14 protein-coding genes are annotated in these 14781 nt (G+C 70.9%); 2 read left to right on the forward strand and 12 right to left on the reverse strand.

The window, feature by feature from the left end:
• Positions 1-61 precede the first annotated feature (61 nt).
• The 6 genes from catC to ACFOY6_RS03960 are packed head-to-tail and all read right to left on the reverse strand — an operon-like array spanning position 62 to position 4703.
• A complete protein-coding gene (gene catC / locus ACFOY6_RS03935) occupies positions 62-337 on the reverse strand; it encodes a muconolactone Delta-isomerase (RefSeq protein WP_109517319.1) in 276 nt (91 codons plus the stop codon).
• 12 nt (positions 338-349) lie between these two features.
• A complete protein-coding gene (locus tag ACFOY6_RS03940) occupies positions 350-1084 on the reverse strand; it encodes an ABC transporter ATP-binding protein (RefSeq protein ID WP_379640809.1) in 735 nt (244 codons plus the stop codon).
• Positions 1081-1830 carry an ABC transporter ATP-binding protein gene (locus ACFOY6_RS03945; RefSeq protein WP_109517321.1) on the reverse strand — a complete coding sequence of 250 codons (750 nt, stop codon included), beginning with the start codon at positions 1828-1830 and terminating at the stop codon, positions 1081-1083. The genes ACFOY6_RS03940 and ACFOY6_RS03945 overlap by 4 nt, the downstream gene beginning before the upstream one ends.
• On the reverse strand, positions 1827-2705 hold the full coding sequence (locus ACFOY6_RS03950) for a branched-chain amino acid ABC transporter permease (protein ID WP_379640811.1): 879 nt from the start codon (positions 2703-2705) through the stop codon (positions 1827-1829). The genes ACFOY6_RS03945 and ACFOY6_RS03950 overlap by 4 nt, the downstream gene beginning before the upstream one ends.
• Entirely contained in the window at positions 2702-3571 is an 870-nt protein-coding gene (locus ACFOY6_RS03955; protein WP_109517323.1) for a branched-chain amino acid ABC transporter permease, read from the reverse strand. Before ACFOY6_RS03955 ends, ACFOY6_RS03950 begins: the two co-directional genes overlap by 4 nt.
• Positions 3572-3575: 4 nt before the next feature.
• Positions 3576-4703, reverse strand: coding sequence for an ABC transporter substrate-binding protein (locus ACFOY6_RS03960; protein ID WP_379649070.1), 1128 nt, complete (start codon positions 4701-4703; stop codon positions 3576-3578).
• Positions 4704-5104: 401 nt separating this feature from the next.
• On the opposite strand from ACFOY6_RS03960, the gene ACFOY6_RS03965 reads away from it, so the two are divergent.
• Together ACFOY6_RS03965 and ACFOY6_RS03970 are read left to right on the forward strand one after the other, a co-directional pair.
• Positions 5105-5947, forward strand: a complete 843-nt coding sequence (locus ACFOY6_RS03965) for an IclR family transcriptional regulator domain-containing protein (protein WP_245906377.1) — start codon at positions 5105-5107, stop codon at positions 5945-5947.
• A 175-nt stretch (positions 5948-6122) separates the two neighbouring features.
• A complete protein-coding gene (locus ACFOY6_RS03970; protein WP_379649072.1) occupies positions 6123-7370 on the forward strand; it encodes a hypothetical protein in 1248 nt (415 codons plus the stop codon).
• A 12-nt stretch (positions 7371-7382) separates the two neighbouring features.
• On the opposite strand, the gene ACFOY6_RS03975 is transcribed toward ACFOY6_RS03970, so the two are convergent.
• The 6 genes from ACFOY6_RS03975 to ACFOY6_RS04000 form a co-directional block, all read right to left on the reverse strand.
• Positions 7383-10568, reverse strand: coding sequence for a S8 family serine peptidase (locus ACFOY6_RS03975; RefSeq protein ID WP_379649074.1), 3186 nt, complete (start codon positions 10566-10568; stop codon positions 7383-7385).
• A 120-nt stretch (positions 10569-10688) separates the two neighbouring features.
• A complete protein-coding gene (locus ACFOY6_RS03980) occupies positions 10689-11021 on the reverse strand; it encodes an ArsR/SmtB family transcription factor (protein ID WP_245906379.1) in 333 nt (110 codons plus the stop codon).
• Positions 11018-11128, reverse strand: a complete 111-nt coding sequence (cydX, locus tag ACFOY6_RS03985) for a cytochrome bd-I oxidase subunit CydX (protein ID WP_109517328.1) — start codon at positions 11126-11128, stop codon at positions 11018-11020. The genes ACFOY6_RS03980 and cydX overlap by 4 nt, the downstream gene beginning before the upstream one ends.
• A gap of 19 nt (positions 11129-11147) precedes the next feature.
• Complete coding sequence (gene cydB, locus ACFOY6_RS03990) at positions 11148-12296, reverse strand: cytochrome d ubiquinol oxidase subunit II (protein ID WP_379649076.1); 1149 nt, start codon at positions 12294-12296, stop codon at positions 11148-11150.
• 6 nt (positions 12297-12302) lie between these two features.
• Positions 12303-13886: a cytochrome ubiquinol oxidase subunit I gene (locus tag ACFOY6_RS03995; RefSeq protein ID WP_379640818.1), complete on the reverse strand. Its 1584-nt coding sequence runs from the start codon at positions 13884-13886 to the stop codon at positions 12303-12305.
• 91 nt (positions 13887-13977) lie between these two features.
• The coding region (locus ACFOY6_RS04000; protein WP_379649078.1) for an ATP-binding cassette domain-containing protein at positions 13978-14781 on the reverse strand (804 nt) is incomplete at its 5' end.

Genomic DNA, 14781 nt, shown 5'->3' on the forward strand with positions numbered 1-14781 from the left:
CCAGCCAGTCAAAGTGCGGGGGAAGGAATTCCCCCGCGCCCCCATCTTCTTTCTGCAAGTTTCAGATCGCGGAGGGGTGGCGGGCCAGCGGCGTCACCTGGATGTCCATGTAGGGAAACAAGGGCAGGCTGCTCAGCAGCGCGTGCAGCGCATCGGCGTCCGGCACGTCGATGATCGAGATGTTGGCGTAGCGGCCGGCCACGCGCCACAGATGCGGCCACTTGCCCTGGCGCTGGAGGTCCTGCGCCACGGCCTTCTCGCGCGCCTTGATGTCATCCGCCTGCGCGGCGGGCATGTCGTGCGGCAGGCGCACTTCCATCTGGACATGGAACAGCATGGGGTCTTCTCCTCAGAACATTTCCATCAGGCGGGCATGGTCGGACAGGTCGGCGGGCACGCCGCGGAAGATGATGCGGCCGGACTTCATCACCGCCACGCGGTCGGAGACTGCGAAGGCCTCGCCCACATTCTGCTCGACCAGCAGGATCGTCATGCCGCTGCGCTGTTGCAGCGCGCGGATCGGCGTCATCAGGTCCTGGAAGGTCTTGGGCGCCAGGCCGATGGAGGGCTCGTCCAGCAGCAGGATGGAAGGGCGGGAGAGCAGCGCGCGGCCGATCGAGACCATCTGCTGCTGCCCGCCCGAGAGGGTGCCGGCGCGCCGCGTCCAGAACTCGCGGATGCGCGGCAGCACCTCCAGCACCTCCTCCGTGCGGCGGGCGCCCTCGGCGGCGTCGAGCCGGGCGGACCACAGCGCCAGCTCGAAATTCTCCCGCACCGCGAGGCCGGGAAAGACGCCGCGCCCCTCGGGCACGAAGGCCACGCCCTCGCGTGCCATCTGGTCCGGGCGCGGCACGATGGCCTGCCCGCGCAGGTGGATGCTGCCGCTGTTCGGCGTGAGCAGGCCGAACAGCAGCTTCATCAGCGTGGACTTGCCGGCGCCGTTGTGGCCGACGAGGCAGAGCACCTCGCCCTGCGGCACCTCGAGGTCGAGACCCGAGAGCACCTCGCGCCCGCCATAGCCGGCGCCGAGGCCGCGCACGGCGAGCGCCGGCGGCGCCGCCTGGGGCTGGAGTGAGGCGCTCATGTGCGGCGCTCCCCGAAATAGATGCCGATCAGCTCCGGATCGCGCAGGATCTCCTGCGGCTCGCCCTCGGCCAGCTTGGCGCCACGGTCGAGGAAGGCGATGCGGTCCGCGAGCTCCGTGACGATGTCGAGGTTGTGCTCGATCAGGCAGATGGTGACGCCCTCCGCCGCCGCCTGCCGCACCAGCGAGACGAAGCGGGCGCGCGAGTTCACGTCGAGCCCCGAGGCCGGCTCGTCGAGCAGCCAGATGCGCGAGCCCGTCGCCAGGATGCGGGCCACCGAGAGGAACTTCCGCTCGGCATAGGCGAGGTCCATGGCCCGCGCCCCGGCCTGGGCGGTGAGGCCGGTGCGCTCCAGCGCCTGGTCCACCGCCGCCTCCCGCGCGCGGCGGGCGGAGCGCCCGCCCGGCTGCCACAGCCAGGCGGTGTGCTCGATGGCGGCGAGCACGTTCTCCCGTACCGTCATGCGGCCGAACAGCCGCAGGTCCTGGAAGCTGCGCGCCACGCCCATGCGGGCGATGTGGTGCGGCGAGCGGCCACGGATCGAGGCGCCGTCGAGCAGCACCTCGCCGGAATCGGCCTCGATGTTGCCGGTGATGAGGTTGAACAGCGTGGTCTTGCCCGCGCCATTCGGCCCGACCAGCGCGGTGAGCACGCCGGGGCGCAGGTCCATGTCGACCTTCTGCACCGCGGCCAGCCCGCCGAACTTCTTGTCCAGCCCGCGGACGGAGAGCAGCGGCGCGCTCATCGGCGCCCCGCCGACTGGCCGGCGATGCCCGCGGGCCGGAAGATCATCAGCAATGCCATGGCCAGACCGTAGATGAACTGTTGCACCGCGCCGATCTGCGTCGGCGGGATGAAGGGCAGGAAGGAGAGGGCGGCGGGCAGCAGCAGCAGCAGCAGCACGCCGACCAGCGGCCCCGCCAGCGTCGCCGTGCCGCCGATGATGACCATGGCCATGATCAGGATCGACTGCTCCAGCGTGAAGCTCTCGACGTTGACGAACATCATGTAGAAGGAGAACAGCGCGCCGCCGACGCCGGCCAAGGCGCAGCCCAGCACCACCACCAGCGTCTTGAGCTGCCGCACATCCTTGCCGAAGGCCTCCGCCGCGCTCTCGCTGTCGCGGATCGCCATCAGCGCGCGGCCGAAGCTGCCGCGCATCAGCAGGCGGATGGCGAGCAGGATCAGCCCGAGGATGATGAGGCAGAGGGTGAGGAAGGTGCCCTGCGCCGAGACATCGAAGCCGAGCAGGGTGGGCAGCGGGATGCCGACCAGCCCGCCATGCCCGCCGGTGAAGCCGTGCGCCTCGGAGAACACCGTCACCGCCATCATCTGCAGGCCGAGGCTGGCGGCGACGAAATACTCGCCCCTTACGCGCAGCGCCGGCAGGGCGAGGCCGAGCGAGAGCAGCGCCGCCAGCGCCCCGCCCGCGAGGCAGGCCAGCAGCACGTCCGGCACCACCAGCATGGCCACCTGCGCGCCGGCATAGGCGCCGAGGCCGAAGAAGACCGCGTGCGCCACGCTGAAGATGCCGGCATAGCCGATCAGCAGGTTCAGGCTGGCGGCCAGGATGCCGAAGATGGTGGCCAGGGTGGCGAGGTTGAGGAGATAGGCGGTCATCGGGTCACCGCCTGGCCGAACAGGCCGCTGGGCTTGAAGAGGATGAAGGCGAACAGCACGACGAAGCCGGCCGCCGCGCTCCACTGCGTGTCCAGCACGCCGATGACGAGGTTCTCCACCACGCCCAGCAGCAGCCCGGCCAGCGCCGCGCCGCGCAGGCTGCCGATGCCGCCCACCACGGCGGCGGCGAGGCTGATCAGCATCACCTGGTGCGAGATGGCCGGCTGCAGGCCGGAGGTCATGGTGGTGAGGATCGCCCCCGGCACCGCCAGCGCCGAGCCCAGCCCGAAGGCGAGCATGGAGAGGCGGCGGGAGGAGAGGCCATAAGCGCGCAGCAGCTCCGGGTTCTCCGAGAGCGCGCGCAGGCCGATGCCGGCCCGCGTCCGCTCCAGGAACAGCGTGACCAGCACGAACAGCGCGATGGCGACGCCCGCCGCCACCCAGAAGATGTCGGCGAGATAGATGCCGGGCGCCACCTGCCGCGCCATCGTCAGCTCCGAGCTGACGCTGACGAAGCCGCGCCCGAAGCCCAGCTCGATGACGCTCTGCACCACGATGCTCATGCCGAAGGCGGCGACGAACACGGTGAAGAAGGAGCCCTCATGCCGCTGGATGGGCCGGTAGACGAAGGCATCCATCGCCAGGCCGAAGGCCACGGCAAGGGCCAGCGCGGCCAGGATGCCGACCGGCCAGGGCAGGCCGGCATCGGTGCAGGCGAGGTAGGCGTAGCCCGCCAGCGCGAAGGTGGCGCCATGCGCCACGTGGAAGACCCGCGTGGCGCCGAAGATCAGCGCAAAGCCCGCAGCGGTGAGCGCGTAGATGGCCCCCGTCTGCAGCCCGCTGATGAAAAGCTGGAGAAACAGCATTGAATCAGGCGATCTTCTGCAACCGGCCGCCGCGGATCTGGCCGATCTGCAGCGGCATGGCCATGGTGCCGCCATCCTCCAGCACGCCCTCGCCGCCGACCAGCGCGAAGCGCCGCACGCGCTGCAGCTCGGCCAGCAGGCTCTCGCCCGTCACCTCGGTGCCGGCCTTCTCAAGCCCCTGCGCCAGCAGCGCGAAGAGGCGCATGGCGTTGTAGTAGTTCTGGTTGTAGCTGGTCGGGTCGCCATTGTGCTTGGCGCGCCAGTCCTTGACGAAGCGCTGCGTCACCGGGTCGCCCTGGTCCCAGTCGGAGACCTGGCTGGTGACGATCAGCCCCTCGCTCTCCGGCAGCCCCACGACGGAGGGGATGGTGCCGGCGGAATAGGTGATGATCTGCTGGGTGATGCCGTTGTCGCGCAGCTGCTTGATGATCTGCGACTGCTGCGCGCCATAGCTGGCGAAGTACACCGCGTCCGGCTTCGAATCCCGCACCCGCGCGGCGATGGCGGCGAATTGCTGCGTGGCGGGCGGGATGCTGTGCGCCCCCACCAGCTCGCCGCCCGTCTCGGCCAGGCCCTTGCGCAGCTCCTGCACCACGCTGTTGCCCAGCGGGTCGTCCACATAGATCAGGGCGATGCGCTTCAGCTTCTCCTTCTGCAGCCAGGGCAGCAGGGCGCGCACCTCCTGGTTCACCAGCGGGATGACGTTCCAGTAGTAGGGCGAGAGGCCGGCGAGGTCGGGGCCGACGCCGCCGCCATTGACCATCATCACCTTGGCCCGCGTGCCGATCGGCGCCGCCGCCTTGGAGACGCCGGTGAAGCCGATCATCACCCACACGGCCTTGTCCACATTGGCCAGCTTGGTCATGCCCACCGCGCCGCCCTGCGGCGTGGCCAGGCTGTCCTGCACCGCCATGGTGATGGGCCGCTTCAGCATGTTGTCGGCGCGGATATGCTCCAGCGCCAGCTCGATCCCCTTGGTGAACAGGCCGCCATACTCGGCGTTCGGCCCCGACATGGGGAAGAGCGTGCCCACCACATGCGGCGCGGACTGGGCGCTGGCGAGCCGTGGCGCCGCCAGCACCGCGGCGCCGGCCGCGACGAAGCCACGGCGGCTCAGGACATGCTTGTTCATGATCTGCTTCTCCTCCTGGACGTGTTCTGGCTGTCTGCCGGGCGAAGAGGGCCTGGCGGGGCGGGCGCAGGAGCCATCCCGTCCGGACGCGGCCATGCCTCCTTCCGCTGCGGTTCCGCGCATGGCGCACCTTCCTCCCCCGCCCGCGCTTGGTGCGCGGGACGCTGTTTCCTTGTCGCGCGGCCTGTTCGCCGCATGGTCCATCTGCGGACAAATGTCCGGCAGACGGACAAGTGTCCGTTTCCGACCGCAACCTCGGACCCTCGCGCAAGGCCTGTCAAGAGTGAAGTTCCTTTGCGGCGCAACAAGCATTCGCTCTTGCCCCGCCGCATGAGGCGGCGTTAATCCGGCGGCGCTCCTTGTCGCGCATGACAGGGCGGCGCGTGGCGGAAAGGCAGGGCGTGCGAACGGATCCCGACCTCGCGGAGACAGGGCAGGACAGCGGCGGGCAGGACGCCGGCGAGACGGCGGGGGGCGGGGGAGCGCGCGGGCTCGAGTTCGTGCTGTCGCTGGAGCGGGGCCTAGCCGTGCTCTGCGCCTTCGGGCCGGGGCGGGAGCGGATGACGCTGACCCAGGTGGCCGCGCTCACCGGCCTCAGCCGCGGCACGGCGCGGCGCTTCCTGCTGACCCTGGCGGAGCTGGATTTCCTGGCCAGCGACGGCAAGCTGTTCTGGCTGACGCCGAAGGTGCTGCGCTTCAGCCATGGCTACCTCGCCTCCTTCGGCCGCAGCGAGGCGGCGCGGCCGCACCTGCAGGCCATCAGCGACCACTTCAACGAAAGCTGCTCGCTGGCGGTGCTGGACGGGGCGGAGGTGGTCTATGTGGCGCGGGTCGAGGCGCGGCGCGTCTTCTCCTCGCGAATCGATATCGGCACGCGATTGCCGGCGCATTGCACGGCGCTGGGCCGGGTGCTGCTGGGCGGGCTGGAGCCGGAGGCGCTGGAAGCCTGGATGGCGCGCTACCCGCTGGCCCCCTGGACCGAGCGCACGGTGGTGGACCCCGCCCTGTTCCGGCAGCGCATCCAGGAGGCGCGGCGGCAGCGCCATGCCATCATCGATGGCGAGACCGAGCTGGGCAGTCGCTCCATCGCCGTGCCGGTGCCGGACCCCGCGGGGCGCACGGTCGCGGCGCTCAACATCGGCGCCTCGGCGGCGCGGGTCTCGCTGGCCCAGATGCGGCGGGAGATGCTACCCGCCCTGCGTGCCGCCGCCGAGCGCATCGCAACCCTGGCTTTGCCATGGTGAGGGAAAAATCCGCCGCGCGGTTGACGGGGCACAGCTTCGCGACTTGATTTTTGCCGTTATTCCATTGCAATGCCCACGCATGGCACTGCCCGCTTCCCGTTCTTCCCTGCCCCGTCTGCTGTCTTTCGGGGATTATGAGGGCGAATACTTCGCTTCCGCTTCGGCCACCCATCTCGTGGTTGCCCTGACGGGCGTCGGCGACGTACGGGAACGCCTGAAATCCTACGATTTCTACCGCACGCTGACCAACCGCCCGCAGGCGGACAGCCTGCTGCTGCGGGACCAGAGCCGCAGCTGGTTCCACAATCCCGCCGGGCGGGACGCGCTGATCGAGGCCTGCCGCGGCATCGTCAACGGGGGCGGCTATGCGACCGTCACCTTCCTCGGCATCAGCATGGGGGCCTATGGCGCGCTGAGCCTGGGCCGGCTGTTCCCGGGCGCGCGCATCCTGGCCATGTCGCCGCCCTTCTCGCTGGACACCGCCCGGCACGGGCGCAACGTGGTGCGCCACAAGCGCTGGCTGGATGCCAACGCCCTCCATGCGCCGACCGACCTCGACACGCCCGGCGAGAACGAGCACCTCATCCTGTTCGGCGATGCGGAACCGATCGACATCCTCAACCTCCAGCGGTTCCAGGCGGTCGGTTTTCCCGGCCTGTTCGTCTGCCCGGGGGGTGAGCACAACATCGGCGCCACGCTGCAGCGCCAGCGCCGCATGTCGCTGTTCATGGACCGGCTGGCCGCTGCCGCGCCGCTGGAGGAGCTGGCGGCCGTGGCCGGGGCCTACCCGGCCTATGGCGCCTGCCATGCGGTGCAGATGCTCCGCGCGCGGGCGCATCTCTACCGCGGCGAGATGGTCGAGGCCGACCACTGCCTCAACCTGGCGCGCTGGGCGGTGGGGGAGGCCTCGCCGCATCTGTCGCTGCTGTCCCTGCTGCGCCTCGGCCTCGGTGCGCCGCAGGGCAGCGCGGTGGAAGCCGTGGCCCGGCAGGCGCGCCATCTTCCCGGGCGCAGCGTTGCCGTGCCCGTGGAGGAAGGCTGGGAGCTGAGCTTCCGGAGTTCCGAGGCACGGCAGATCGGCGGCACCACCGTGCTGGGCCCGCTGGTGCTGGGCAGCCTGCGGCGGACCGTGCCCGGCCCGGACGGCGCCTGCACCCTGTCCTTCCGCGCCGAGGCGCCGCAGCTCCACAACGCCACGGGCTGGCGCGCGCTGGAGGTGTTCGGCGGGGAGGCGGCGGGCTATCCATGCCTGCTCACCGCCGGGCCCGCGGAGGAGCGGGTGGAGATCCCTCTGGAATTGCGGGACGGGGCGGCGGAGTTCGTGCTGCGCCGTGGCTGCTTCGCCTCCGGCTTCGACGAGAAGGGCTCGGACGACCAGTTCGCCTGGTCGACCAAGCTGCGGGAGCCCCGCATCGCCGCCTGACCCACGGCCGCTTCAGCCCAGCAGGAAATCCTGCGCCGAGAGGGCGGAGAGCTGGATGCCGTCCAGCACCAGCGCGGTGCCGCTGGCGTCTTGCAGCAGCACGTCCGCGCCGGCCTGCTGCAGCCAGTAGCCCGCCGGCCAGCCGTCCGCCGCCGCCGGCGGGAAGCCCTGCAGCACCACCACATCGCCTTCGGCGGGGCGGAAATCGGTGATGTGGTCCGTGCCCTGGCCGGCCTGGAGGATGAAGCGGTCCGCGCCGCTGCCGCCTGTCAGGATGTCCGGCCCATGCCCCCCGTCGAGCGTGTCGTTGCCGCCCCCGCCGGACAGCCGGTTGGCCTGGGCATTGCCGAGGATGAGGTTGTCCAGCGCGTTGCCGGTGCCGCGCAGGGGCTGGCTGCCGCGCAGCACCAGCGCCTCCACCGCCTCGGGCAAGGTGTGGCTGATCCAGCTCTGCACCGTGTCCCAGCCTTCGCCGGCGTTCTCCATCACGGAATCCTTGGAGTGCGCGACGTGGAAGATGTCGTCGCCAAGCCCGCCGATCATCTGATTGGTTCCGGCGCCGCCATGGAACTGGTCGTTGCCGGCGCCGCCGAACAGCGTGTCGTTCCCGCCCTCGCCATAGAGGATGTCGTCGCCATCCTCGCCGGAGAGGATGTTGCCGGCCGCATTGCCATAGAGGATGTTGTTGCCGGCATTGCCCGCGCCATCGAGCGCCTGCTCGCCCATCAGGCGGAGCTGCTCGACATTCGCCGCCAGGATGTGGCTGATCCAGCTCCGCACCGCATCGAGGCCTTCCCCCGGCCTTTCCACCACCAGGTCGCCGTTGTCGTCGACGATGTAGATGTCGTCGCCCATGCCGCCTTCCAGCCGGTCCGCACCGGCGCCGCCATCGAGGGTGTCGTGACCCGCCATGCCGTGCACGGTGTCGTCGCCCGCGCCGGCGATGATGATGTTGTTCTGGGCATTGCCGGCAATGGTGTTGGCCAGGCTGTTGCCGGTGCCGTGGATCTTCGCATTGCCCATCAGCTGGAGATGCTCGACATGCGCCGGCAGCACGAAGCTGGCCCAGCTCTGCACCGTGTCCGTGCCCTCGCCGGCCTTCTCCACCACTTCGTTGCCGGCGGCGGCGATCAGGTAGAGATCGTCGCCCGGGCCGCCGGCCAGGCGGTTGCGCCCCGCGCCTCCATCCAGCCGGTCATTCCCCGCGCCGCCGATCAGCGTGTCGTCGCCGCCGCGGCCCAGCAGCCAGTCGTCGCCGGCCCCGCCATCCAGCACATTGTTCGCCTCGTTCCCGATCAGCACGTTCTCGCCGGCATTGCCGGTGCCGTTCAGCCGCTCGGCGCCCATCAGGCGCAGCCATTCCACGCCCGCCGACAGCACGTGGCTGACGCTGGCTTCCACCGTGTCGAGCCCTTCCCCGGTGCGCTCCTCGATACGGTCGCCCGTGGAATCGACGATGTAGGTGTCGTTGCCGGCGCCGCCCGCCATCAGGTCGTTGCCGCTGCCGCCATCGAGGCGGTCCTCGCCCTCGCCGCCGATCAGCGTGTCGTCGCCCGCCATGCCGCGCAGCGTGTCATTGCCGCGGTGGCCGTCGAGGCGGTTGGCGGCGGCATTGCCGATCAGCGTGTCGCCGCCATCGCCGCCATCGGCGTTCTCAATGCGCGTGCCGGGCGCCAGCACCAGCACCTGCCCGGCGATGCGGCTGGCCCCGCCCGGCGAGAGATCGATCAGCGAGGCGGTGGTGACGGCGGCGGCGTTCAGCGTATCGGTGCCGGCGTCATCCTGCAGGAGCGTCCGGCCCGGATCGGCGGCCACCTGCGCGGCATACTCATCGGTGAAGACATGCACCGTGTCGTCGCTGGCGGGCGCGCCGTAGAGCGTCAGCGACCAACTCGCCAGCCGGCCGCCCGTCCCGGCGGCGAGGTCCTCCACCCGCAGCGTCCATTCGCCCCGCGCCTGCTCCCAGAGGAACTGCACGCTGCTGAAGGTGAAGACCAGATGGCCATCCACCTCCTTGTAGCGGCCGAGGCCGAGCTGATCGAGCAGCACGCTCTCCGTGCCGCCCGGGGAGACCAGGGTGATCCGGAGCTGGCCGGGCCTGGCGTGGAGGAGGTCCACGGAGATCTCCGCCCGCTCGACCAGCAGATCATCCTCGATCGTCACACCCTGGCTGGCGGTGCCAAGATCGGGCAGGTCCAGCACCCCCCCGGAGGTGGCGCTGGCGGTGTGGAGACTGGCCTCGGTGGCCGGGGCGGTGCGCCAGCTTTCGGCCAGCCGCACCGCGGCCTGCGCATCCACCAGCCCGAAGCCGGCCCCGCGCGAGACATGCAGGCCGCCGCCATTCCAGCCGGTGCCGGCATTGACCAGCCAGCCGGCGCCGGCGGCGTCCGTCACCCTGGCGCTGAGGGCGAGGATGGTCTGCACGTCGCGGTAGCCGAGGGCGGGGTTGGCCTCCAGCATCAGCGCCACGGTGGCCGAGACCAGCGGCGCCGCCCAGGAGGTGGCGCTGGCCGGGGCCACCACCAGCAACGCCGCGCCGGGGTTGGAGAAGGGCTGCACCGCGCCGGTGGAATCCGTGGCGCCGACGGCGATGCTGTGGCGGTTGTTAAGGTAGCTGTGGCTGTTGACGTCGTCGCCCGTGGCGCCGTTGTTGCCGGCGGAGCGCACGATGACGGTGCCGAGGCCGCCACGCCCCGCCGACGCCGCGTGCAGGATGGCGGCGGCGGCCCCGGCATACTCCGCGCTGCCGAAATCGTCGCGGAAGTACTCGCCCGAGCGGCTCCAGGAGTTCTGCGAGATATCGACCTGATGCTGCAGGGCCAGCAGCGCCGTCTCCTGCGCCACGGTGCGCGCATCCCGCGTGTCGAAGCGGTAGGCGACCAGCCTTGCACCGAAGGCGGCGCCGATATCGCCGATGCCGTTGTTGGCCCGCGCGCCGATGATGAGCGCGACCGTGGTGCCATGCTGGTCGCCGGAGGTGGTGCTGGCGTCGTCATCGCCCTCCAGGGCGTCGTAATCCGCCGCCACGTCCATCTGGCCGCCCAGATCGCGCAGCGCGTAGTTGACGCCGGCATCGACGATGCCGATGCGGATGCCGGCGCCGGTGTACTGCGCATAGAGCGGTGTGGCGTTGATGCCCGTGCCGTCCTGAAGCTCCCACTGCGCGGCGTATCCGGGATCGTTGAAGGACCGTGCCACCACCTGCCTCCTGCCTGCTGTGCAGGAGGCAGGGGTAGGCAAGTGCCCGCTCCAATTGGTTAAAGAGGCACAAAGAGTCCTTTCCGTGCCCGGACGACGCCGGAGCGGCTTCGGAAGCCGTTATCGCGGGGTGCAGAACATGTCCCGCAGCAGGGCGAGAAGCCGGGCCACGCGCGGGTCGGCCACGCGGTAGTGGAGCGTGGTGCCTTCCCGCCGCGCCACGACCAGCCCATCCTCGCGCAGCCGGGCCAGATGCTGCGAGACACCCGGCTGCGACAGGCCGAGGCGTGCCGTGAGCGCTCCCACCGTCATCTCGCCCGCCTCCGTCAGGTGGCAGAGCAGCAGCAGGCGCGGCTCGCTGGCCAGTTGCCGCAGCAGCGCCGCCGCCTGGGTGGCGCTGGCCTGCAGCTGGAGGGCCTCGGCCTGCGCCGGCATGGCCTCCCGCCCGCTCATGTCTCCGGCGCGCCGCGCCCTTCCTCCATCAGCTCGAACCACATGGCGTTCAGCACGGCGAAGGCGGCGGCGAGGGGGAGGCCCAGCAGCCAAGCGAAGTACCACATCGGGCGGTTTCCTTTCCGGTCAGTAGCTGTCGGCGCTGCCGCGCACGCTGTGCTCGTCCACCTTGCCCCACAGCACCCGGTAGACCCAGGCGGTGTAGGCGAGGATGAGCGGCAGGAAGAGCACAGTGGCGACGAGCATGATGAACAGCGTCAGGTGCGAGGAGGAGCTGTCCCACACCGTCAGGCTGGAGCGGGGGTCGAGCGAGGAAGGCAGCAGGAAGGGGAAGAGCGACAGCCCCACCGTGCTGATGATGCCGAAATTGGCGAGCTTGCTGCACAGCAGGGTGCTCACCTCCCGCCCCGCCCGCAGGCCGAGCAGGGCGCCCAGCAGCCCCAGGAAGCCGCAGGCGGGGGCCAGCAGCATCCATGGGTGGGCGGCGTAGTTGGCGAGCCAAGCCGCCCCTTCCCGCGCCACCTCCTTCAGCAGCGGCGCGGAGGGGCCGGCGGGGTCGACCGGGCTGGTGATGCGGTAGCCCGCCATCAGCGCCACCCACACGCCGCCGAGCGCGAACAGGCCGATCGCCGCCAGCGCCGCCACGCCGCCGTAGCGCCGGCCGCGCTCGGCGACCGGGCCGCTGGCCTTCAGCGAGAGCCAGGCGCCGCCATGCATCACCATCATGCAGAGCGAGAGCGCGCCGCAGAGCAGGGCGAAGGGGTTGAGCAGGCCGAAGAAGCTGCCCTCGTAGCGGATGCCGTATTCCTCGGTGAGGCGGAAGGGCACGCCCTGCAGCACGTTGCCCACCGCCACGCCGAAGATCAACGCGGGGACGAAGCCGCCGGTGAACAGCGCCCAGTCCCAAGCCGCGCGCCAGCGCGGGTCGTCGCGCTTGCCGCGGTACTTGAAGCCGACGGGGCGCAGGATCAGCGCCGCCAGCACCACGAACATGGCGAGGTAGAAGCCCGAGAAGGACACCGCGTAGAGCGGCGGCCAGGCGGCGAAGATGGCGCCGCCGCCGAGGATCAGCCACACCTGGTTGCCCTCCCAGGTGGGAGCGATGCTGTTGATGGCGACGCGCCGCTCCATGTCGGTGCGGCCGACGAAGGGCAGCAGCGCGCCGACGCCGAGGTCGAAGCCGTCGGCCACGGCGAAGCCGATCAGCAGCACGCCGAGCAGCGCCCACCAGATCAGCCGCAGGGTGGGGTAGTCGAGCAGTTCATGCAGGATCATGGCACGTCACTCCGCCGGCAGGGCGCGCAGCGGCGCCGCGGGAGCTGCGGGATGCGCGGGAGCCGGGGATGCCGGTCCCTTGCGGATGGCCTTCAGCATCAGCCCCATCTCGACCACCGCCAGCACGCTGTAGATCAGGGTGAAGCCGGCGATGGTCAGCAGCACCTCGGTGACGCCGAGATGCGAGACCGCCATGGCGGTGGGCAGCACGCCCTCGATGATCCAGGGCTGGCGGCCGTATTCGGCGACGATCCAGCCCAGCTCGGCGGCGACCCAGGGCAGCGGGATGCTGCACACCGCCACCCACAGCAGCCAGCGGTGCCGGTCCAGCCGGTGCCGGGCGGAGAGATAGAAGAAGGTGGCGGTGAGCAGGATGAAGAACATCCCGAGCCCGACCATGATCCGGAACGACCAGAACAGCGGCGCCACCTGCGGCACCGTGTCCCAGGCCGCGCGGCTGATCTGCTCCGGCGTCGCCTCGCGGGGGTCGTCGAGGTAGCGGCGCAGCAGGTAGGCGTAGCCGAGCTGGCGGCCATGCGCCTCGAAGGCCTGCTGCAACGCCGCCGGCACCGCCGCGCCGCGCGGCAGGGCGCGGATCTGCTGGAGCGCGTCATAGGCCAGGATGCCCTGGCGCACCCGCTCCTCCGCCCGCGCCACCAGCGCCTTGATGCCCGGCACCTCGGTGTTCAGCGAGCGGGTGGCGATCAGCCCCATCAGGCCGGGGATGTGGATGGCGTAGTGCGTCTCGCGCGCCTCCTGGTCGGGGAAGCCGAAGGCGGTGAAGGCGGCGGGCGCCGGCTCCGTCTCCCACATCGCCTCGATGGCGGCGAGCTTCATCTGCTGGTGCTCGGTGGCCAGATACCCGCTCTCGTCGCCCAGCACGACGACGGAGAGCGAGGCGGCGAGGCCGAAGGAGGCGGCCACCGTCATCGAGCGCCGCGCCAGCGCCACGTGCCGCCCCTTCAGCAGGTACCAGGCGGAGACGCCGAGCACGAAGAGGGCCGCCGTGACATAGCCGGCCGAGACGGTGTGCACGAACTTCGCCTGCGCCACGGGGTTGAACAGCACGGCCCAGAAGTCGGCCACCTCCATCCGCATGGTCTGCGGGTTGAAGGCGGCGCCGACGGGATTCTGCATCCAGCCATTGGCGATCAGGATCCAGAGCGCCGAGAGGTTGGAGCCGAGCGCCACGGCCCAGGTGGCCGCGAGGTGGCCGAGCTTCGAGAGCCTGTCCCAGCCGAAGAAGAACAGCCCGACGAAGGTGGCCTCCAGGAAGAAGGCCATCAGCCCCTCGATGGCGAGCGGCGCGCCGAAGATGTCGCCGACATAGTGGCTGTAGTAGCTCCAGTTCATGCCGAACTGGAATTCCATGGTCAGCCCGGTGGCCACGCCGAGCACGAAGTTGATGCCGAACAGCGTGCCCCAGAAGCGCGTCATCTCCCGCCACACGGCGCGGCCGGTCATGACATAGACCGTCTCCATGATGGCCAGCAGGATCGACAGGCCGATGGTCAGCGGCACGAAGAGGAAGTGGTAGAGCGCGGTCAGGGCGAATTGCAGCCGTGACAACGCGACGACGTCGAGTTCCATCCGATCCCGCCGGGGTGCAGCCGGCGTCCTCTCGATGTTGCGGCCGGCGCCGGAGCGCGTCGGCCGGAGACCCTGGCGGAAGGGCGGCGCCTCAGCCGGGGCGCAGCGCGGCGAGGGCGGCGGCGAAGCCCGCCTCGCCCCGCCGGTGCTCACCCACGAGGCGGCCTTCCTCCAGCAGCAGCAGCCGGTCGGCCAGCGCGGCCTCGCGGCGCAGATGGGTACAGATCAGCAGGCTCGCGCCCACCGCGCGGGCGGCGAGGCGGGCCAGCACATCAGCGGCGAGGGCGCCGTCCATCCCCTCGGTCGGCTCGTCGAGCAGCCAGAGGGGGGCGCCGCGCAGCAGCAGCCGGGCCAGCGCCAGGCGGCGGGACTGGCCGCCGGAAAGCCCGGCGCCGCCTTCGCCGAGGCGCGCCTCCAGCCCTTCGGGCAGGGTGGCGACATGCGCGGCGAGGCCCGCATCGGCCAGCGCGCGCCAGAGGCGGGCGTCGTCGGCCGTGGGGTCGGCCAGCAGCAGGTTGCCGCGCAGCGTGTCCTGGAACAGTTCCGTCCGCTGGGTCAGCAGGGTGGCGGGCAGGGCGGCGACATGGCCTTCCCAGGCGGGCAGCTCGCCGGCCACCAGCGCCAGCAGGCTGGATTTGCCCGCGCCGCTGGCGCCGATGACCGCCACGCGCTCACCCCGCGCCACGCGCAGGCTGATGCCGCGCAGCGCCGGGCGGGCGGCGCCCTCGTGCCCGGCGGTGACACCCTCCAGCCGCAGCGCCTCGCCCGTGGTGGGGGGCGGCAGGGGGGCGGGGGCTGAGTTATGCGTACGTGTGAGGACCCGATGATCCTGGAGTCGACAATCACCTGCCCGCACTGCGGCACGGCGAGAACCGAGACAATGCCGACCGATGCC

This window comes from Teichococcus aestuarii (assembly GCF_042651065.1).
In the GTDB taxonomy this organism is placed as follows: Bacteria; Pseudomonadota; Alphaproteobacteria; order Acetobacterales; family Acetobacteraceae; genus Pseudoroseomonas; species Pseudoroseomonas aestuarii.

Coding starts and splice junctions, on each gene's coding strand:
- catC (WP_109517319.1), bottom strand. CDS start 337: ATGCTGTTCCATGTCCAGATGGAAGTGCGCCTGCCGCACGACATGCCC.
- ACFOY6_RS03940 (WP_379640809.1), bottom strand. CDS start 1,084: ATGAGCGCCTCACTCCAGCCCCAGGCGGCGCCGCCGGCGCTCGCCGTG.
- ACFOY6_RS03945 (WP_109517321.1), bottom strand. CDS start 1,830: ATGAGCGCGCCGCTGCTCTCCGTCCGCGGGCTGGACAAGAAGTTCGGC.
- ACFOY6_RS03950 (WP_379640811.1), bottom strand. CDS start 2,705: ATGACCGCCTATCTCCTCAACCTCGCCACCCTGGCCACCATCTTCGGC.
- ACFOY6_RS03955 (WP_109517323.1), bottom strand. CDS start 3,571: ATGCTGTTTCTCCAGCTTTTCATCAGCGGGCTGCAGACGGGGGCCATC.
- ACFOY6_RS03960 (WP_379649070.1), bottom strand. CDS start 4,703: ATGAACAAGCATGTCCTGAGCCGCCGTGGCTTCGTCGCGGCCGGCGCC.
- ACFOY6_RS03980 (WP_245906379.1), bottom strand. CDS start 11,021: ATGAGCGGGCGGGAGGCCATGCCGGCGCAGGCCGAGGCCCTCCAGCTG.
- cydX (WP_109517328.1), bottom strand. CDS start 11,128: ATGTGGTACTTCGCTTGGCTGCTGGGCCTCCCCCTCGCCGCCGCCTTC.
- cydB (WP_379649076.1), bottom strand. CDS start 12,296: ATGATCCTGCATGAACTGCTCGACTACCCCACCCTGCGGCTGATCTGG.
- ACFOY6_RS03995 (WP_379640818.1), bottom strand. CDS start 13,886: ATGGAACTCGACGTCGTCGCGTTGTCACGGCTGCAATTCGCCCTGACC.